Origin of the sequence: Aeromonas sp. R7-4, assembly GCF_040908055.1 — a bacterium.
Taxonomy (GTDB): Bacteria; Pseudomonadota; Gammaproteobacteria; order Enterobacterales; family Aeromonadaceae; genus Aeromonas; species Aeromonas sanarellii.
Genome location: NZ_JBFODA010000041.1, coordinates 25,261 through 43,467, shown reverse-complemented (window position 1 = coordinate 43,467; position 18,207 = coordinate 25,261). Strand labels below are relative to the sequence as shown.

Genomic DNA, 18,207 nt, shown 5'->3' with positions numbered 1-18,207 from the left:
CCCTTATGGCGATACGGTCGCTAATTTCGTGGTGTCATCCAACTTGCGGTGAATCAGCGATACCAGCGTCAGGATGTCCAGTGCATCCTGTTCGGACATGGGCCAATTCGTCTTGGGTGCATGGGCCAGCGGATTGCGCACGGCGCCAAACAGGCCGATCAGAAGATTGGCAAAGCCTTTCTGCTCGCTCTTCTCGGACTCTGTGGTGAGCGGCCCCAAGGCCAGAACGGGCTGCTGGCCTGAGAATGCCTTGTTCACCAGCTCAGCGCCATCGCCGCTCAGGCCCGAAAGCAGGCGAATCCGCTCCGCAACGCCTTTCGTTGCCTCGAACACGGCATGGAAATAGTTTTCGTCCAGCAACTCCGCGCGGCAGTAGTTCAGCACTTCCGCGTGGACGACACGGCTTTCCAGAGCAGCCCTGAGTCGCCCCGCTCGGGCCCGCGCGGCATCGAGCGTCGTGGTCTTATCGGCGTGCGCGACCTTGCCATCTTCGCGCACGTAGAAACCGGAGAAGGCAAGCACGACGTTGAGTTCGTCGCGCCGCCAAGCGAACGTCGCAGGTTCGCGGGCGTAGTTCACAGGGTTCATCGCGCGATTGATGAACATGATGAGATGGTTACCGACCTGGTGCTGATTCTGTACGCCGGCCAGCGCATTGAACAATCGCTTCCACTTGGTCATGCCAGGCGACGTGTCGGCAACCTCGATTTCGTGCAGCAGGCGTTCTATCTGTGTGCCACTCAGGCCGCGCTCGGTATCGGCGAGCACGCGGCAAGCGGCTTCAAGATGCTGTGAGCTGAAAGGAGGAATTCGCGTCGCCACTGCCTGTCTCCGTTGTCAGGCATCAGATGATGGCCTGCAAGCCCTTATCGGCAATGATGTTCAGCAGTTTGAGTGCAGGTCCTGTGGGATGGGTCTCGCCTTGCTCCCACTTTCGCACGGTCGAAGCCGTGGTGTGCAAGTGAAGCGCGAACACCGGCTGGCTGAACTTCAAGGTTTCGCGCAGGCGTTTGATGTCGGCCGCGCCGAACTCCCGCACGGGAGGCGGGCAAATCGCGTCGAACTCGCGCATCGTCACCTTGCTGATCGCTCCCGCTTCATGAAGCGCAGCCAGGTCACCTCGCAGGGATTCAATGATCTTGCTCACAATGCACCTCCAATAACAGACCGGACTGCAACGCCATCGACAAGGCTTCGGCAGACAGTTCCATGAACACCTTGCCGGCGAATTGCAGTGCCTTCTTCTCGTCCTGTGTGACGTTCGCCTTATCGCTCTTGGAAAACCCGTGCAGGAACACATAGCGGCTACCTATCCTGGCTGACAGCAGCGTGCGGTAGCCGCCGCTCTTACCGCCACCGGGGCGAGCCACCCGCTTCTTGTAGAGGGAGCCGCCCAAGTCCGCATCGATCAGACCGTTTTCCATCTCCTGAACCGCTTTGCACAAGGCAGCATCGGGCAGCTTCTCACTCGCCTGCCACCGCGCGAAGTCCCTGCGCTTGAGGATGCTCGTCATGTCGACCTCCAAACTATACCCGTAACGGGCATGTTTTTCAAACCTTCGCCGTGAAGCCGCCCTGGAAGGGGGGGCCTGCCCGATTCTCGTGACACCAACACGACAATCGGAACAGGCAAGGCGGGGTGCTGGCCGCTGCTCATGCAGTGGCTTCCGCCGGGCGCGAGGCACCCGTGATCGCCAGCCGCCGGCTTGCCACCAGCTCGGCCGCGTCGCGCACCGGCTTGTCCTCGGTGTGGACGTAGTGCATGAACATCGCCACGGTCTTGTGACCCGTCAGCCTCATCCCCACCTTGGTCGGCACGCCCGAATTGGCAATGTCCGTCGTGGCGCGGTGGCGGATGCCGTGCGTGCCGACATGCGGCACGCCGGTAGCCTTGAGCACGCGCTTCCAACCTCCATAGTGCTCGCCAAAGGTCAGGTGTCGGGTCGGATCATTGGGTGACGGCAGGACATAGGGGCAACCCTCCCGGCGCGGCGCAGTCGAAAGCAGCCGATAGGCTTCCTCGCTCATAGGCTTGGAAACGCCTCCGGTCTTGCTGTCGGGCCAGACGACGCGGCGCTTCTCCAAATCTACCCAATCCCATTCCAACGGGCAGATTTCGGAGCGGCGAGCAGCGAATTCGAATTGCAGGCGGATCGCCAGCGGGATGACGTAATTCTCCAGCCCTTCCGCCTCCAAATGCTCCAAGTGACGGAAGATCCGTACCAGCTCATCGTCCACGATGAGCCGGGTTTCCTTGCCCGGCGGGTACATCGGGACGTGACGGCATGGATTCGTGCCGTCCGGGCGCAGGCCCCATACTTCGGCCAGATTGAACATCTTGCGCAGCACGCCGAAGGTGCGGTTGGCCTCGGCCGGCTTGTAGGCCAGCTTCTTCATCAACGCGGCCACGTCCGGGCGCTTCACGTCCTGCACCTTCATCCGGCCCATGATGGGGATGATGCAGCGGTCGATGACCCCCTGGTAGCCTCGCTGCGTGCTGGGCTTATTGCGCTGCCTGGAGTAGTCCTCCATGAAGGTGTGGCAAAACTCCTTCATGGTCGGAGCCTTACGGGCAGCGTTCTTGGCCGCGCTGGGGTCGCCGCCCTTGCGCACCTCGGCCAGCCACTCCTGAGCCATCGTGCGTGCCTGATCGACTGTCAGCTCGCCGTACTGCCCCAGGGCGGGTTTGCGGCGTTCGCCGGCGTTCGTGCGGTACTGGAGCATGAATACCTTGCGGCCAGCAGGGGTGATCTTGCATAGGAAGCCGGGCACCACGGTATCCCGGAGCTCGATGGCCTTGGATTGAGGTTGTGCCGAGTCGACTACGGACTTGGTGAGCTTGATTTTCGCCATGATGACTCCTCGGAAAGCCCGGTTTCCAAGAGCCGCATGGGAGCCACGCGAGGGGAAGCCGGGTCAAATTTCGGAAAGCACCGGCATATGTTGAACTCGCTTAAGTGGTTGATAAACCTGCTGTATCTAGCCCTGGCGTAGTCCAGCGAATTGCGATGCTGGAGTCATCGTGAAACAAAAAAAAGTCCATCGAGGTCTTTGGCCCCTACATTCACACCTACAAGTTCAACGAGGCGGTGAGTGATGGCGTGGTGCTGGATCTGCGCTACGAGGCGCGGGATATCGATCAGCGGGTCAAATCCCAGAAAAAAGTGGATGAGTGGTTCGATACCAAGACCAAGGATCTCTCGCGGCTGGGCAAGCAGCAGCTTAAACAGAAGTGGGCCTCAATGCAGAAGCTGCTCTCCAGTCGTTCGCGGCTGGAGCAGATAGTGGCCGATATTCTGCTCGACTTCGAGCGCAAGCCCCGGCTGGCCGATGGTCGTGGCAATGCCATGCTGGTCTGCGCCAGCGTCTATCAAGCCTGCAAAAGTTACGAGATGTTCAGCCAGGCCGGTTTTGCTGGCAAGTGCGCCATCGTCACCAGTTACCAACCCAATGCCAGCGAGATCAAGGGCGAGGAGACGGGCGAGGGGCTGACGGAGAAGCTGGCCAAGTACAACATCTATCGCAAGATGCTGGCCGACTATTTCGAGCAGCCGGAGGATGAGGCGGCTAAGCGGGTCGAAGAGTTTGAAAAACTGGTCAAGCAGCGTTTTATCAAAGAGCCGGGCCAGATGCGGCTGCTCATTGTCGTGGATAAGCTGCTGACCGGTTTTGATGCCCCCTCTGCCACCTACCTCTATATCGACAAGAAGATGGCTGATCACAACCTGTTCCAAGCCATCTGTCGGGTGAATCGGCTGGATGGTGACGACAAGGAGTACGGCTACATCATCGATTACAAAGACCTGTTCAAGTCGCTGGAGAAGACGGTCAACGACTATACGGCCGAGGCCTTCGCGGGTTATGACAAGGAGGATGTGGCCGGGCTGCTCAAGGATCGACTGGCCCAGGCCAAAGAGGATCTGGATAACGCTCTGGAAGCCGTCCGTGCCTTGTGTGAGCCGGTGAAGGCGCCCAAGTCGCAACTCGATTATCAGCATTATTTCTGTTGTGAGCCGGGAGCCGATGAAGAGACCCTGAGCGAGAAAGAGGCATTGCGGCTGACCCTCTATCAGTTGGTGGCCAAGTTGATCCGCGCCTTTACCAATCTGGCGGGTGAGCTGGAGGAGGCGGGTTACAGCGCCTCGCAGGCCGCCTCGATCAAGCAGGAGGTCGAACACTTCGCCAAGGTCCGGGATGAGATCAAGCTGGCCAGTGGTGATCTGGTGGATATGAAGCAGTTCGAGCCGGGCATGCGCCAGATGCTGGATCTGTGGGTGGATGCCGACCCCAGCGAGACGCTGATGGACTTTGAGGAGCTGGGGCTGCTGGAGCTCATTATCCAGCGCGGCCCCGAGGCGCTGGATGGGTTGCCCAAGGAGATGCGCGACAATCAGGAGTCGATGGCCGAGGCGATTGAAAACAACGTGCGCCGGACCATCGTCGATGAGAACCCGGTCAACCCCAAATACTACGAGAGGATGTCGGTGCTGCTCGATGAGCTGATCGATCTGCGCCGCCAGCAGGCCATCTCCTATCAGGAGTATCTGGAAAAGGTCCGCGAGCTGGCCAAGCAGGTGAAATATCCACAGAGCCATAGCCAGAGCGCCTACCCAGAGAGCATAGACACGGCAGCCAAACGGGCACTCTATGACAATCTGGGCAAGGATGAGCTGCTGGTGGCCAGGATTGATACCGCCGTGCGTTATACCAAGAAGGCCGATTGGTATGGCGATCGCTTCAAGGAGCGGGAGATCGCGTTTGCCATTGCCGAAGAAACCAAGGGATACGATGTGACCGTTGCCGAGGTGATGGAGCTGGTGAAAGCGCAGCAGGAGTACCACTGATGCCCCTGATCACCATTGGTGAGCTCACGCTGGAGTTGCAGCATAAGGGGATCAAGAACCTGCACATCAATGTGCTGCCCCCTGATGGTCGCGTGCGCGTCTCGGCCCCGGCGTCGCTGTCACAGACGGCCATCAGAATGGCCGTGGTCAGACGCTTGCCGTGGATCCGGCAGCAACAGGCCCACTTTCAGGCGCAGCCACGTCAGAGCGAGCGCCAGATGTGCAGCGGCGAGACGCACTACCTTTGGGGACGGGGCTATCGATTGGAGGTGATCCCGGTTGAGGGAGCGCACAGCGTCAAGCTACAAGGGGGGTGGATCCGGATGCGGGTTCCCGCTCATTATGACGCCGCGAAGCGAGAAGCCTTGCTACTGGGCTGGTATCGCCAATTGCTACGCCAGCGGCTGCCGATATTGATGGCCAAGTGGCAGGCCTTGCTCAACGTCACCCCTTCGTTTGTCGGTATCAAACGGATGAAGACCATGTGGGGGAGCTGCAAAACAGATACATCCCGCATCTGGATCAACCTCGAATTAGTCAAGAAGCCCCCTGAATGCCTGGAATTTATTGTGGTGCACGAGCTGGTTCACCTGTTAGAGCGCAAACATAACCAGCGATTTATCACACTGATGGATACCCATCTGCCCAACTGGCGCGAGCATCGCGAGAAGCTCAACAAGATGCCGCTGGCATTTAATCGGTGGGGGTATTAGGGCTGGTTTAGCCACGATTTATTCTTCCAAAAAGTAATCTGAATCCAGGGTTTTAATGGTGAGGGTCTGGCGGGTAGTGACGCCGACGCCGTATTCGATCATCAGGGCGGCAAGACGGGCACCGTCGATCAGCACGATGCGCTTCTCAATCAGTCCGACATACTCCTGCGCCTCACGGCTAAAGCTGGAGGTGGTGATAAAGACCCCCTTGCGGGCCTTGTGCAGATCCAGCGCCCCCGCGAAGGACTGGATCTCGGGACGCCCCACGGTTTTGTCGGTGTAGCGCTTTGCCTGCAGGTAGATGGAGTCGAGCCCCAACCGGTCTTCCTTGATGATGCCATCGATGCCGCCATCGCTTTGGTAACGGGTGGTGCGGGCGGCATCCTGCTGGCTGCCGCCATAGCCCATGGCCACCATCAGATCGACCACCAGCTGTTCAAAGAAACGAGGGGAAAGGCCCAAGATCTCGGCAAGCAGGTCATCGGCAAGGGAGCGATTGATGGCAGATAGTGCCTGCTCAATCTGCTCTTGAGGGGTGCTGGCCTGCTCTGGTGTTGGCGTGTCTGTCGGGATCGCTATGGCTTGTTGCGTATTGCCTGCGCTCTCACTGGAGGCCAGGGTAAACGCCACGAACTCGTTGAATTGGGCCAGATAGCGGTTGTCGATAGTATGTCCCGAGACTAGCGCCGCCTTACCCCGTTCGGTGATAAGGCAAATGCCCCGCTTGGGTTGCTCGATGAGTCCTGCCTTGACCAGATAGGTCTTGGCCCAGCCAACCCGGCTGCGCAGCGTGGTTTGGCGACCACTGGGCAAGGTGTCAGCCAACTGCTCCGGAGTAAAGGCGTAGTGCTGGCAAACCCGCTCGAATACCTCACGTAGAGAGCGGGCGACACCATCGGCCAATACCTTGAGCACGGCAGGCATCATGGCTTCATAGCTGGGCAGGGTTTCTTTCATCGGGCAACCAGATCGAGATAAAACAGGGGCTTATCTTGTCACAGCGACCTACTTGGGGCCAGTTGGTATCGAAGTCACTGGGAGCAACCTCAAAAAAACAGCGTCACCAAAAAAAGGGAAGGTCATGAATTGGCCTTCCCCAAGACCCACCCACTTATCACGGACGAGTAGGTTTAAAAATGTTACCACAAGCGGATGTGTGGTCACGCCTTGCGGTCAGGATTGGCGTCCATGCTCGCCGCAGGGTAAATACAGATATAGACATAGCCATGGCTACCGAGGGTGTCGGCTTCGCAGGTAAAGCCGCCGTGCTGGATAGTGATGCAGTGCTGACGTTGAGCATCCAGCTCGCCGGTTAGCAGCTTGGCTTCCAGAGCCTTGATGATCTCCGGGAAAGCCAGGTCGAGCTTGGCTATCTGCGTCTCACTCCATTCACCGATCAGACTGGCCCGATCGGATAGAAAATCGAGCCGGTAGCGACTCTGTATCAGACGAGCGCCAAAGCGTGGCGTCACGGTATGGGGCAAACCCCACTGTGCAAAAATCCGAGTGGGGTGGTCTGGCGCTACGGGGTGTTGGTTGTTGGTGTGGGTGGTTGTCGTGGTCATGATTAGCGATACCTCAGTTGAATGTCGATGCAGGTGCCGGGCACGTTGTGGCGCTGGCGTAGTCTGGTCAGGTGCTCAGGGAGTTCGGTCAGGTTTGTCAGCCGCCCCCGGTAGAGCCGAGAAAGATTGATGTAGTCGGGATGGCTCACGGTGATGGTCACCTGATGCCCCGGCTGCCAGCGGCCAAGCAGGCGTGCCTTGGCTTCCTTGATGGTGGTGATGCCGGGGGCGGGTAACGTCTGCCGGTTGCGCAGATGCAGTTTGTTGAGCTCGGGGGCGTAGCGATGCACCTCGAGCCCGGTGATAAGACGGGTCATGTTCGGTGACTCCAATGATGCAAAGGGCCAGCCTGTGATGGCTGGCCCTTTATGTTGTTTGTTGATGAGCGATGAGATGTTCGCGGTGGCTAGCCGTTGTAAAACAGGATGTAGTTCACACCAGCTTGCTGGGCGGCAGTGAGCAAGGGTTGCAGTGCTGGTGGAATGGCATCGAGCTCCATGGCCAGGTTCAGGGTGAACTCATAGGCGGAGTCATCTTTCACACCGACATGTTCATGGGAGGCCCTTTGCTTGACCCATTGCCATTCCGGCACCAGATCTGCGTCATCGTAATCGCCGATGATGGAACTCATGGCGACATCCAGCATCTGCATCACCGAATGGCCTGCCAGTGGGTTCGTTGTTGCAGGTAGGAGGTTAGTCATTGAGCGGTTCCTTGTTGTCTGGGCTGTGGGTTACATCTGATTGATAACCGGCTTGCAATTAAGGCGGTCAAGCAGGTGCAGTGAGCCGTATTGGGCTACCAGTCGGTCTATGGCCATTTGGGCGCAGTCTGTTCTGCTGGGCTTATTCTCGGGTATGGCGTAACGCGCAGTGAGCCAGCCACCGAGCAGCGCAATGCGATAGCCGCTCGGGATGTGGGTGAGTGAGGTGCCGATGCCCCTCCCGTGAATGAGGAAGGGCACGGCTTGGCCACCGATGTCGATATCCATGCGCTGGCCCTTGAGTTCGAAGGTGGTGAGCTCGCCGGTTTGCGGATGTTTGCCGGGCACCTTGATAGTGATGTGTTTGGCCATTTCACACCTCCGGTTTGGCTTCAAAATGGCGGGTCACCACACCCGCCTCCGGGTCGATGCTGATAAACGCCGGGGCTTGTGGGTGGTACTGGTAGAGCCGCGCCAGTTCGGCTCGAAACGCCTCGACATTCGGCGCAATCACATGACTAGTATCCCCTTCGGCATAGGTAAAGGTCTCGAGCTTCTCGGTGTGAATCCAGATACCGAAGTACCACGCATCTTCTTCGGTATCGTATTGCTGCCAACCTTGAGCCAGTAGTGTGCGGTCGTAGTAGTAACGGTCAGCCTGATGGCTGCCCCGGTCGATGCGGCAACCCGTCACGGTGAGCTCGAACGGGATACGCCCTGCCTTCAGAGCCTTCTTGACCCGGCGCAGCAGCTTGAGGGCTTTGGCTCTACTACGGCCATTACCGAGTGGTTGCTGCTGCCTGGCCCGCAATCCCAGGTGGGTCATTATCTTCGGCGCGGTGTTGTGGTTGAGCTGACCGATGGCAGTGGTGATCTGCCGAGCGGTCAGGGTCTTGTAATCACGCAGGTCGTGCATGGTTGGGCTTCCTTCAAATGCATACAGCCCCTCGGAGTGAGGGGCTGTATGGGGTCTTGTGTGTGCTGGTGGCCGTGGCTCAGGTGTGACTACTCCAATCCGGCTTGTCATTACTACCGTGGTTGACGTAGGCCCCGACAATTACCCGTTGCCACTCACCGACCGGCTGACCCGCTGCATTACAGGCGCAGCGAAAGCGGGCGAAGTTAATCTCTCGTGGCAGGTGCTCACGCATATCCCGTGGACTGACAAAGAGCGTGGTCTTGTGCAACACAGGGTTGGGGGCCACCAGCGGGCCACCAATACGTCGCCCCTCCACATCGTGGGCATAGGCAAAGCCCGGCAGCATCAACTGCTGACTGATGAGCTTGGCAAGCCCTGAGTGAGCACACATGGCCTCCGCTACGGAGGCCTGGCTAAAGCTGTCGTTGAATTCGATCATGGGTGTTTCTCCTTTTCCTCCGGTGAACGGTAAGCAGCTGCCAGCAGCGCAAACTGTTCGACCAGATAGCTGATACTGATGCCCAGTTCATCGCTCACCCCATCCCCTAGACGGTGATGCAGGTGTGCCATGTCATCGGCGACACGTTGGGCTAGGTGGGCCATTGAACTCGGTGGCGAGCTTGCCACTGTCAGGGTGATGTAGAGATCCATCACATCTCTCCCCAGGGTGCTTGCTCCCACAGTGACAGCCGGGTCAGCACGTCTTGTGCGAGAGCCTGTTGCAACTGCTGTAGTACCTTCACAAGCCGTGGGGCCTGCTCAGGGCTCCCGGTCCATTCGCTCGATTGGTACAGGGCGCAGCAGGTGAACTTGTAGAGGGCCACCAGCTCGCTATCGGTGAGTGGAGCCTGGTGGTAACGGTGGGCAGGTTTAAGCGGACTCAGCTTGGTAGAGCGGTGCTGAAGTGGTTGATGACGCCCCAGCTGATAGCGATGCCAGACTGCACGCCGGTTGGCGAGCATCATCAGTCGCACTAACCGATCTACCCGCCACGTCCAGGTACTGGTCGTGTCTGCTGGCGGCAGCCACCAGAGGGTGCGCAGTAGCTCCAGGGTGTAGTGCGGTGGCAACGGGCCATTGCAAAAGCGGTGTAACTGCACGGCAAAGGTCAGGTAGTCCTGGCGATCGATCATGAAGGCAGACATGGGCTAGCTCCTTGAAATGCAAAAGGCCACCTGCAGTGAGGTGGCCTTGTGGGTGATGGTGTTGGACCTGATGATCCGGATTGGCTAATCGCGCAGCTGATGTAGCAGCACATCAATGACCTCGATGCAGTCAGCCTGGGTGAGCTGGTAGCCGTTAGGCAGGTGGGCCACGATGGCGGGATCTGCCTGCATCTCGACGTTGTCTGCCAGCCAAAAGCGCAATTCGAGGAGGATATCGAGGGCGGTGAGGTGTGATGTGCCTGGGACCAAGTTCATAGCTGACCTCTCTCTTTCAGGGATACCACACCCTCAGCACCGACCACCAGATGGTCAAGCAACCGGACATCCACCAGCGCCAAGGCCTCTTTGAGGGCTTGGGTAAAGACCCGGTCAGAGTAGCTGGGTTCCGGGTTACCACTGGGGTGATTGTGGACCGCGATAATGGCCCCGCTGTTAAGCAGCAAGGCCCGCTTGACCACTTCCCGTGGGTAGATGCTGGCACTGTCCAAGGTGCCACGAAACAGCTCCTCAAAAGCCAGTACGCGATGCTGGGAGTCGAGGAACAGTGCCCCAAACACTTCATGCTCCCGGTCCTGCAGCAGGGTTTGCAGCCGCTCGGCGGCCTCAGTGGTACTGGTAATGGCAGTGCCTTTGGCCAGGCGTTTACGGGCAATCTGATTGGCAATACGCAACATGTCTTGCTCGGTCACCGGTTCGGTGACGACATAAGTGCCGGGGCATTCTCCGGCTTTGAGTTTGTGGTAACGCATATTGGGTCTCCAAATAAGCAAAACCCCGGCACGCAGGAAGCATGTCGGGGTCAAAGATAGAAAGGTTGTTGGTTCTCTTTGAGGGGGGTCAGTTGACCGTGGTGGGGCCTGTTGTAGCTGTGGGCTCTCGCTTCACCGGCATCAGCGATTCGGGGACCAGCATGGTGAGCGGGACGGCCAGCGCCAGGCTCAAGCGCTCTGCCAGTTCGTAAGCTGGGCCGATAGTGTCGTAGTCAGCTACCCAGGTAGCCAGTGCCAGCCCGCTGGTCTCTACCGCCCGTAGGTAGACGCTGTAGCCTTGAACTGTCAGGCCACTGTCGCGCACCACCTGCGTCTCGCCATCTCGATTAATCGCTTCAAGCTCAACGGCGATCGGTTGGTTGGGCATCGTGTGTCTCCTCTTGGGGTAAGGGGTCACTCTCTACTCGATAACCGTGATGAGTGCAGGTACGCTGCAGGTCAGCCAGGAAACTTGCCAACACACGGGGTTGCTCGCTGAGAGAAACCGGTCCTGCTTGGCTGCGCCAGAAACAACGACGCTTAGGGTCAACGCAGATTTCATCCACGGGATGGCTCATGGTGCGCCAGTCCTCGGCATTGGTGAGGGAGAGCAGTTGCCACTGCCCCCCATACCAGCGCAGGTGCAGTGTAACGGTGCGAGCGTTTGGGCTACCAGGAGTCAGATGCAGCAACCAGCGCTCGCCCTGGTGAGTCGGCTGCAGTTTGGCTTTGGCCGCGACCAGGCCCAACCACTGACGTGAGGTATGGGAGAGCGGCAGTTCGTTAGTCATCACACACCTCCTAATCGCCGCTAACCGTGACGCTGAAGCATTCCAACCGGCAGTAGGCAATGAAGTTGCTCTGCCAGATATCGAACAACTCCCGGGCTTCAGCCAGCCGTAGCGGCCCCCAGCCCAACATGGTGTGTTCCCCGTCGAGGAAGTTGAAATCAAGCTCCTTGCAGAGCTCGGCATCCTGGCCCAGTCCCTGGTAACTGAAATCGGTGACGTAATCGACCAGCCAGTCGTCAAGACCACGTACCAAGCGGATCTCGACCGGGTGGACGCCACCCTGTTCAGCGCTGTAACCGGGGTTACGGAAGTTGAAGGTCAGCTGGGTGCAGCGCCCCAGATCGAGATCGGTACGTTCGGCTTCTTGGCTGAGCAGGGCCAGTAGAGCCTGACAAACGGGCAGGGCAAAGCCGTCCCGGTAGAAGGGAATAGTCATAGGTTGTGCTCCTTGAAAGTGTGAGGTAGCGGCAGTGGCTCAGTCGGTGAGCCAGGACCAGAGGCGGCTGACTGCGTGAACGGCTAATGCGCCGGTTGCCAGGGGGACCCAGCTTGGCGATGTCGCGAGGGTGGTCAGGGTGATAGCAGAGGTGGCGAGCGTTATGTAATCAGACGTTGTGCGCTCGCGGCTCAACACAGTCATAGCTGGGGGAATGATAGTAGTCTGTGGAGTACGAAGGGCCGCTTTCGCCACCGCCGTTGCTACCTGACTAACCTGTGTCGAGTGGTGGATACCGTGGATGCACCACATCACGAAGTGTTCACAGTTACTGAACAACACATCGTATCGATGCTCGCCCAGCCGTGTACGGGCACGTTTGAGGCTCGCTGTTCGGTCATACCGCCTGACAGGGCAAAATTTGCACCAGACCGGCTTACCATCGGAAAACGCATCCAGAGAGGTCATCACGATTTCACCGGGTAGGCCGAGATTAGGCCCCTGGTAGTGGATAACGAGGTCGCCCCCGACATAGAGGCCGTGGTGGGTATAACCGAGGCGAGCGGTCACCAGATGATCGCCTGGGGTGAATCGAGACATGAAGTTAACTCCTTGTGGTCAGGCATAAAAACGAAACAGGGCACCTTGTGGGTGCCCTGGAGTCGGTGTGAAAAGATGTATGCGACCCATCCGCGCCCAACCGAGCAGGGTTGAGTCTTGGGGCAGAAGCTAGCCCGGCTGGACAGTGCCGACCGGGTATTGCTGCTTGAGACGTTTGAGCTATTGGTCGAGCGTTTGGCCAAATCCTGAGTTAGAGCGCACCGGGTGCCTGTGCCGCGCCTTTACCCAATTTGTTGGTTAACGGGGATGCCCGAGTTCGCGAACCCTGTGGTCTGGTCTCCGCTTGCGGTGCCGGTTCGGCTGTCGAATGTTCCCCTTCCTCCACCTGAGGGTAAAACTCTTCCAATAGCATTGGCACTTCTTCATCCACGTCCTCGAACTGACCATTACGCAGCAAGGCTCGCGCCACCGCTTCCATCTCGCTGATTGTCAGTCCCGCCTCCTCATCCAGCATCGCTTCCTGCCGTGCCTGACCGACCGCCTCCGTCAGAGTCAGCTCGTCCCGCAGAGTCAAATCCACGTAGTAGACCGGGGTGCGGTAGGACTGGGTGGTGCTCTTGGCCCGTAGCCGTAAGGTCAGCGGCAGATAACGGGTCAGGCCGCCACTCACCGCCTCGAAGTACTTGAGGCGTGCCGCCAGGGTCCGTACCGAGTTATAGCCTGTGGTACGAAAGATAAAGCTGCCGAGCTCATCCCCCTGCCCCTCCACAAATAGGTTCAGTCGTCCGTACAACTTGCAGCCCTGTTGCTGGCCGTAGGGACAGCGCTCCGGACCGGGGCAACTGACTTCCTCCATCCCTTGCGCCCCCACCCGTTTTGCCACCTCTCCATTGCCGACACAAAGCGGCCGTCCGGTTTGGCGGTCAAAGGCGCTGTACTCCGCCCTCAGGTTCAGATCGCTGTCATTGAACAGCACCCGCACCGGAATGGCGCGGATCTTGGCCTGCTCATGCCCTTGAGCGAACTGCTGATGCAAGGGATGGAGCAACCATCCCCCTTTCTGCTGTACCTGGGTGGTGAGGGTGAAACTATCGTCCTTCTCAGGCACCCATTTCCCCTCTTTCTGTACCAGCCTGCCGATACAGATCCGCCCGATCACGGGTGGGGTAATCGCCAGTCCTTTGATCATGGTGTGTGTCTCCTGGCCGCGTGAGCTGCCTGAATGGTGAAACGGCGTGAGCCGGGCACCGGTTTGACGTAGTGGCTGAGCAGGTCGGGATGATCCTGCCCGAGCCGTTCCAAGTCCGGGGCCAGCCGATCCTTGCTGCGTTTCCAAGTGATCTTGCCGTCGGCAAAGAGTCCTGCCGTAGCCTCTCCCAGCGTGGCCTGTAGCCGCTGCTTGATCTGTGATTCGCGTAGCTCCACTTCCTCCTTGTGTTCGCGCAGATGCAGCAACTCCCCGAACAGCTGGTTGAACTCGGGTGAATCGGAGAGATCGACGGTTTCCCCGTCATCGCGGGGGAAGAGCCAAGCCAGCGCCGAGCCTGCATCTTCGGAGCCATCGGGCTCGGGCTGCTGGTCGTGGGTGACCTGATGCCAGAATTGCGCTTCCCGCTCGGTGAGATCCCGGATCTTTTCCTCGTCGCGTTCGATGCGGTAAATCCGAAAATCTTGACCACCGATTAGTACCGCCACTTCCGCCCAGGCATGACCGGTGACGGCGAGCTGATGCAGTACCTGACACTGGTAGGCGACCGGTACGCCCTCCTCCCATTGGGGGGCACTGTGATAGCTGGCAGTCTTGATTTCGAGGATGCCGGGGCCGTCGGGGTGGCCCACCACCTCCCGGTCGAGATTGGCGAGCATAAACAGGTGCTCGGGGTGCTGTAGTACCGCATTGACCCGGCGCACCCGATAACCGGTGCGCTTGGCGTAGACCTGCGCCAACACCGGTTCGAGCTCGATACCCCACAGCACAGCTTCTTTGTGGGAGATATCTTCCGGCTCCTTACGCCCGGTCTTTTCCAGCCACAGTGACAGCGGGCATTTATAGGGTGAGAGGCCCACCGCAACGGCGGCATCGGATGAACCTAGCCCAAGCTTGCGGATCGCCAACCACTGCTTGCGAGAGAGGTCGGTGGTGGAGGCTAAGCGAATAGCCTGACCGTATTTGGCTTTTGCTTTCATCATTACTCCTTGTCAGCGGCATAAACGTCCCCGCCCGGCCTGATGGCTGGGTAGGGGTCTATGACGGGTAAATGAAATAAATCGGTAGAGCGGGGATTACTGCAGCAGAGTAAGGGCCTGATTGAGGGCCTGAGACTTTAGCTGAGCACCCTGACCAAACCAGGCAGAGTCCAGGCGATAGTCCTGACTTCGGGCACGGCGATGATGGTCCACATATTCCGTCACCGCATTGACCAGCCCCCAGGCGGTATTCTGGGAGCTGGCCAACTCCGAGCCCATACCGGCGCCTTGATATAGCTCGTGGAGCTGTTGGACTGGTCGGGTGAGGATAATTTGATTGTCGGCATCCAATGGCTGGTCCAGCAGGACGCTAAAGAAACGTAGCGCCTCTTCTGGGGCAACAGGACGGGCAGCCAATGCTTTGGTCTGGGTTTTGAATTCATCCCAATGAGCAAGTCCCAACCCTAATTCCTCTTTGACAATAGCCGGGTCAAATGTCGTCGAGTGAGAGACTTTGACTGCCCCAGTGCTATTACGCAACGCCATCTGCAGGGTGTTATTACAGACCACTCGCAATGAGGTAAATTGCGCCGTGGTGCAGAGCGTGCCGTCGCAGCTGGTTGCCAGCAGCAGATAGGACTTCACCAAGTCATTGCCTTTGAGTTTCAAGTCTTGGCCGGTACGGGCCAGCGCCCACAATTTACGGCCGCCCTTAAGTGAGCCAGCGGTTTCTAATTCAAAGCCGCCGATTTCCACTAAATCCTGATAGAAGTGCAGCACCTCATGGGGCTGTACCACGTTATAGCGTTGGGAGACGACCGACAGGGGTTCGAGCGTGTCGGATCGGTAAAGCACCTTGCTGTCTTTATAGGGGCGAATATGCAAGGCATCGGTAGCAACGTTAAACATCACATTGCTCTGCTCGATGGTCCAGTCCATTCCGGCAGCTTTAAGCCAGATCTCCAAGGATTGTCGTGGGGGTAAGATATTTCCGAGGCCGTGCCAGGGTGTTTGGCCAGTGTAGGCCATGGTATCGATGAGATGAGCCATATATCAATCTCCAATGAAAAAGGGGCTGGCAAAGCAGCTCCAGAGGTAGGTTCATAGAGAGAATATATATCTGAAATTTATTTGATTGAAGGTAATCGGAATGCAAGGTGACAGCACAGCACCATAAAATCAGACGGTGCTATATGAAAATGCCAGACGGCCGCCAGTAATGTTTTGGGGTTCATTTGTAGCTGATATTTTTGATATTCCAGATATTTTTGATATTCGTATCTGAAAGTATCTGGAGGGGCATGCTTGATGGGGTGCAGGGACTTTTACATCAGAGGGAGGAGAAGCGACCAGCGTACCAAGATCGACGCTTTAGGTCGTGGTTGCACGAAAGTGCATTAACCTACGCTTTGGCAACTTGCTCCATTTCTGAAAACAATACTCTACAATATAAATATATACAATCTATTCTCGCAGGTATAATTGGCATTGATGTGCATCAAGATGTGCTCATTCATTAGGCTAAGGGTGATGATACCTGAACAGTGATTGCACAACTTTAGTTTTTTTACCCAACTCAATGATGTTTTCAACATCATCTCCAGGGGCAGATAAAAACATCATGATAGCTGAATGGTCCAAAAGGCAAACGCCGAGAGAAGAACCTGTAATACAATGAATTAGATTTTTAGATAAATCATCTGATAAGACGAATCCTGCTTCAATTAATTCTTCTACAAATGATGTATGTTCTACATCTGTGTTGATTTTATCTAGTCCAGTCAATATTTTCCCTGAGATTTCATTAAGTTTATCAAGTAGGCCGTGGTTAATAAATTCGGAGAAGTGATTAAGATTTAAACCATTATTTATAGATGTTTGTCTTGAATGTGCAACTTTTTCCTGAACGTGCGAAGTTGTGTGTCGTGCAATGGTATAATTATAAGCGTAGATAGCTTGTGCTATGATCGTATTATACGTATTTCCGCCAGATATAATAGAGTGTTTTATATATTCATCTTTAGAAAGCCATGAGTCATTGCTGTTTCCTATAACGTGCTGAGATGCACGTGTAGGGACAAAAACGATGCCTTGATGGTTTATAATGTCATTAACCTGTTGCATTAAAGAACCATTCTTAATCGCCTTCCACTTTAAATTGTACATTAATCCAATTTTTAGCACAGCTAGCGCATGTTTAATAAACCCGAATGTAGATAGATTTTCTCTATCTACACTATCGATTATGTCTAAAGCCATTGCTGGGTCTTCATTTTTAATGCAATCAAGTGCGTCTATTAGCACGATATATTGAGAGAGATATTTTTGGTATCGATTGGCTACTTGTTTCGTTAGCGTGATGATTTTAGTGACATTATTTTTGTTAAATTCAACCACTCTCTGATAGTGGTCTTCCGCTTTAATTTCTTGATAATCAAGGATATTTGAACTGTAATTTAAGTGGTTAGCTATAGGTGGCAGAGATACCATATTTGATAGATAAATTAATTGTTCTTCAAGTTGATATAATAATTTATTGTCGTTGTCAAATCGATACACTGCTGGGGTTTCAAAAAATGAAATAATTATTTCAACGATCCCATCTAAGTACAGAGTTTTACGTTCATTCAAATCATCAAGGTGCAATGATATAATGGCGGCAGGCATACCAAGCCTTGCAGCTTTAATATGTGCTTTTTCATTTTTAAGATCAAGTAAAGTGCAGATGTGTTGTGCAAGCAGGTTAAGCTTTTCGTTACCAAGGGTGAGTTTCCTATAGATGTTATAAAAATGGCCAAACATACCTGTTTTGTTATCTATATCTTGGAGGATGATTATAGCGGTGTAAGCAGCGGCTATAGGTCTAATGCTAAAAACAGAATTATCAACCTTTGCAGCAGAAAATTTGTGGTTGCAAATTTTAATGATTTGATTCAATTTTGTACAGGTTTGATTTTTTGATCCTGTTAAATAATAAAGGTATTTTAATAAGTCATTAATTAACGACTTATCGCCTTTTAAATTATACTTAATAAGTATGTCTTTATGTATGTCAAAGTAGTTTTGAATATAATTATGCATGTATTGTTTTGCAGCTTCCCTTCCAAATCGCCTCTGTCCGTTATCTTGTATCATTACATTTTCTAATCTTAGAATCTTGTCAAGATGATAATATATAGACATTTCACTTGCTTGTTGCTTAAAAATAGAAATGTCTACGCACATCAACGGAATTAATGCATTTTTAATATAAAGCTTAATTGTATCCTCGGCTGATTCTTTAAGAATATATTCCCTTCGAGCTAATGCAATATACACACTTTCTAATACATCAACATGGTTTGAAATCATGTCGGGCGATAAATTACAGCCAATATGTAAGAGTTCACATATCTCTTCTAGTCTTGGCAGGAGATCATCTTTGTCAGTTTTATTCTGAAAGTGTTCACGGTGCGCATCGAAAGGGCGTTTACTGGTTTGCTCTGTTTTCCGAGCCTCATGCCAAAGGCCAAGGGTGTCTTCTACAGAGTAGATAAATTCAGCAAAAGGATGTGTCTTCATGATTTGTCTGTT

General features: G+C 55.4%; 24 protein-coding genes and 2 pseudogenes. 3 read left to right on the top strand and 23 right to left on the bottom strand.

The annotated features are described in order from the left end of the window. Positions 1 to 3 precede the first annotated feature (3 nt). The 4 genes from AB5Y72_RS11480 to AB5Y72_RS11465 all read right to left on the bottom strand — a co-directional run bounded on the left by AB5Y72_RS11480 (position 4) and on the right by AB5Y72_RS11465 (position 2,853). Positions 4 to 822 carry a TIGR02391 family protein gene (locus AB5Y72_RS11480; protein ID WP_058142534.1) on the bottom strand — a complete coding sequence of 273 codons (819 nt, stop codon included), beginning with the start codon at positions 820 to 822 and terminating at the stop codon, positions 4 to 6. A 22-nt stretch (positions 823 to 844) separates the two neighbouring features. Then, on the bottom strand, positions 845 to 1,147 hold the full coding sequence (locus AB5Y72_RS11475; protein ID WP_047337388.1) for a DNA-binding transcriptional regulator: 303 nt from the start codon (positions 1,145 to 1,147) through the stop codon (positions 845 to 847). Continuing rightward, complete coding sequence (locus AB5Y72_RS11470) at positions 1,131 to 1,514, bottom strand: type II toxin-antitoxin system RelE/ParE family toxin (protein WP_047337387.1); 384 nt, start codon at positions 1,512 to 1,514, stop codon at positions 1,131 to 1,133. Before AB5Y72_RS11470 ends, AB5Y72_RS11475 begins: the two co-directional genes overlap by 17 nt. Before the next feature lie 139 nt (positions 1,515 to 1,653). Beyond that, the gene (locus tag AB5Y72_RS11465) at positions 1,654 to 2,853 is read right to left on the bottom strand and encodes a site-specific integrase (RefSeq protein ID WP_047337386.1); all 1,200 of its coding nucleotides are present in this window, start codon (positions 2,851 to 2,853) and stop codon (positions 1,654 to 1,656) included. Between the two features lie 173 nt (positions 2,854 to 3,026). Between AB5Y72_RS11465 and AB5Y72_RS11460 the strand changes: the two are divergent. After that, positions 3,027 to 4,844, top strand: a pseudogene (locus AB5Y72_RS11460) (restriction endonuclease subunit R); the annotation flags it as partial. Continuing rightward, positions 4,844 to 5,557: a M48 family metallopeptidase gene (locus AB5Y72_RS11455; protein ID WP_005331303.1), complete on the top strand. Its 714-nt coding sequence runs from the start codon at positions 4,844 to 4,846 to the stop codon at positions 5,555 to 5,557. The pseudogene AB5Y72_RS11460 and the gene AB5Y72_RS11455, both read left to right, overlap by 1 nt. Positions 5,558 to 5,575: 18 nt before the next feature. On the opposite strand, the gene AB5Y72_RS11450 is transcribed toward AB5Y72_RS11455, so the two are convergent. The 15 genes from AB5Y72_RS11450 to AB5Y72_RS11380 all read right to left on the bottom strand — a co-directional run bounded on the left by AB5Y72_RS11450 (position 5,576) and on the right by AB5Y72_RS11380 (position 12,486). Continuing rightward, entirely contained in the window at positions 5,576 to 6,514 is a 939-nt protein-coding gene (locus tag AB5Y72_RS11450; protein WP_171269279.1) for a restriction endonuclease, read from the bottom strand. A 203-nt stretch (positions 6,515 to 6,717) separates the two neighbouring features. Continuing rightward, positions 6,718 to 7,122 (bottom strand): type IV toxin-antitoxin system YeeU family antitoxin, encoded by a 405-nt coding sequence (locus tag AB5Y72_RS11445; RefSeq protein WP_080988641.1) that lies wholly within the window; start codon positions 7,120 to 7,122, stop codon positions 6,718 to 6,720. 2 nt (positions 7,123 to 7,124) lie between these two features. Next, positions 7,125 to 7,439 carry a hypothetical protein gene (locus AB5Y72_RS11440; protein ID WP_368199028.1) on the bottom strand — a complete coding sequence of 105 codons (315 nt, stop codon included), beginning with the start codon at positions 7,437 to 7,439 and terminating at the stop codon, positions 7,125 to 7,127. Between the two features lie 89 nt (positions 7,440 to 7,528). Further along, positions 7,529 to 7,825: a hypothetical protein gene (locus AB5Y72_RS11435; protein WP_124240608.1), complete on the bottom strand. Its 297-nt coding sequence runs from the start codon at positions 7,823 to 7,825 to the stop codon at positions 7,529 to 7,531. 30 nt (positions 7,826 to 7,855) lie between these two features. Further along, positions 7,856 to 8,197, bottom strand: coding sequence for a hypothetical protein (locus AB5Y72_RS11430; protein ID WP_124240609.1), 342 nt, complete (start codon positions 8,195 to 8,197; stop codon positions 7,856 to 7,858). Between the two features lies 1 nt (position 8,198). Then, a complete protein-coding gene (locus AB5Y72_RS11425; protein ID WP_290019779.1) occupies positions 8,199 to 8,741 on the bottom strand; it encodes a hypothetical protein in 543 nt (180 codons plus the stop codon). 79 nt (positions 8,742 to 8,820) lie between these two features. Next, on the bottom strand, positions 8,821 to 9,183 hold the full coding sequence (locus AB5Y72_RS11420) for a hypothetical protein (RefSeq protein WP_043170869.1): 363 nt from the start codon (positions 9,181 to 9,183) through the stop codon (positions 8,821 to 8,823). Next, positions 9,180 to 9,395, bottom strand: coding sequence for a hypothetical protein (locus tag AB5Y72_RS11415; protein WP_029303599.1), 216 nt, complete (start codon positions 9,393 to 9,395; stop codon positions 9,180 to 9,182). The genes AB5Y72_RS11420 and AB5Y72_RS11415 overlap by 4 nt, the downstream gene beginning before the upstream one ends. Beyond that, a complete protein-coding gene (locus AB5Y72_RS11410; protein WP_016349978.1) occupies positions 9,395 to 9,889 on the bottom strand; it encodes a hypothetical protein in 495 nt (164 codons plus the stop codon). Before AB5Y72_RS11410 ends, AB5Y72_RS11415 begins: the two co-directional genes overlap by 1 nt. An 84-nt stretch (positions 9,890 to 9,973) precedes the next feature. Next, positions 9,974 to 10,165, bottom strand: coding sequence for a hypothetical protein (locus tag AB5Y72_RS11405; RefSeq protein WP_043170870.1), 192 nt, complete (start codon positions 10,163 to 10,165; stop codon positions 9,974 to 9,976). Beyond that, complete coding sequence (radC, locus tag AB5Y72_RS11400; RefSeq protein ID WP_368199027.1) at positions 10,162 to 10,659, bottom strand: DNA repair protein RadC; 498 nt, start codon at positions 10,657 to 10,659, stop codon at positions 10,162 to 10,164. Before radC ends, AB5Y72_RS11405 begins: the two co-directional genes overlap by 4 nt. A gap of 88 nt (positions 10,660 to 10,747) precedes the next feature. Then, positions 10,748 to 11,047 (bottom strand): hypothetical protein, encoded by a 300-nt coding sequence (locus tag AB5Y72_RS11395; protein ID WP_171276707.1) that lies wholly within the window; start codon positions 11,045 to 11,047, stop codon positions 10,748 to 10,750. Continuing rightward, on the bottom strand, positions 11,022 to 11,450 hold the full coding sequence (locus AB5Y72_RS11390) for a hypothetical protein (protein ID WP_257119763.1): 429 nt from the start codon (positions 11,448 to 11,450) through the stop codon (positions 11,022 to 11,024). Before AB5Y72_RS11390 ends, AB5Y72_RS11395 begins: the two co-directional genes overlap by 26 nt. A gap of 10 nt (positions 11,451 to 11,460) precedes the next feature. Next, on the bottom strand, positions 11,461 to 11,886 hold the full coding sequence (locus AB5Y72_RS11385; RefSeq protein WP_368199026.1) for a DUF2787 domain-containing protein: 426 nt from the start codon (positions 11,884 to 11,886) through the stop codon (positions 11,461 to 11,463). A gap of 39 nt (positions 11,887 to 11,925) precedes the next feature. Further along, positions 11,926 to 12,486, bottom strand: a complete 561-nt coding sequence (locus AB5Y72_RS11380; protein ID WP_029303605.1) for a lecithin retinol acyltransferase family protein — start codon at positions 12,484 to 12,486, stop codon at positions 11,926 to 11,928. Positions 12,487 to 12,582: 96 nt separating this feature from the next. On the opposite strand from AB5Y72_RS11380, the pseudogene AB5Y72_RS11375 reads away from it, so the two are divergent. Further along, positions 12,583 to 12,696 (top strand): annotated as a pseudogene (locus AB5Y72_RS11375) (transcriptional regulator); the annotation flags it as partial. Between the two features lies 1 nt (position 12,697). Here AB5Y72_RS11375 and AB5Y72_RS11370 read toward each other — a convergent pair. From AB5Y72_RS11370 to AB5Y72_RS11355, 4 genes are all read right to left on the bottom strand, one after another. After that, a complete protein-coding gene (locus AB5Y72_RS11370) occupies positions 12,698 to 13,636 on the bottom strand; it encodes a hypothetical protein (protein WP_099992308.1) in 939 nt (312 codons plus the stop codon). Beyond that, complete coding sequence (locus AB5Y72_RS11365; RefSeq protein ID WP_113738893.1) at positions 13,633 to 14,634, bottom strand: YqaJ viral recombinase family protein; 1,002 nt, start codon at positions 14,632 to 14,634, stop codon at positions 13,633 to 13,635. The genes AB5Y72_RS11370 and AB5Y72_RS11365 overlap by 4 nt, the downstream gene beginning before the upstream one ends. Before the next feature lie 96 nt (positions 14,635 to 14,730). Then, positions 14,731 to 15,684, bottom strand: coding sequence for a DUF932 domain-containing protein (locus AB5Y72_RS11360; RefSeq protein WP_029303612.1), 954 nt, complete (start codon positions 15,682 to 15,684; stop codon positions 14,731 to 14,733). 471 nt (positions 15,685 to 16,155) lie between these two features. After that, on the bottom strand, positions 16,156 to 18,195 hold the full coding sequence (locus AB5Y72_RS11355) for a hypothetical protein (protein ID WP_202007334.1): 2,040 nt from the start codon (positions 18,193 to 18,195) through the stop codon (positions 16,156 to 16,158). Positions 18,196 to 18,207: the final 12 nt, after the last annotated feature.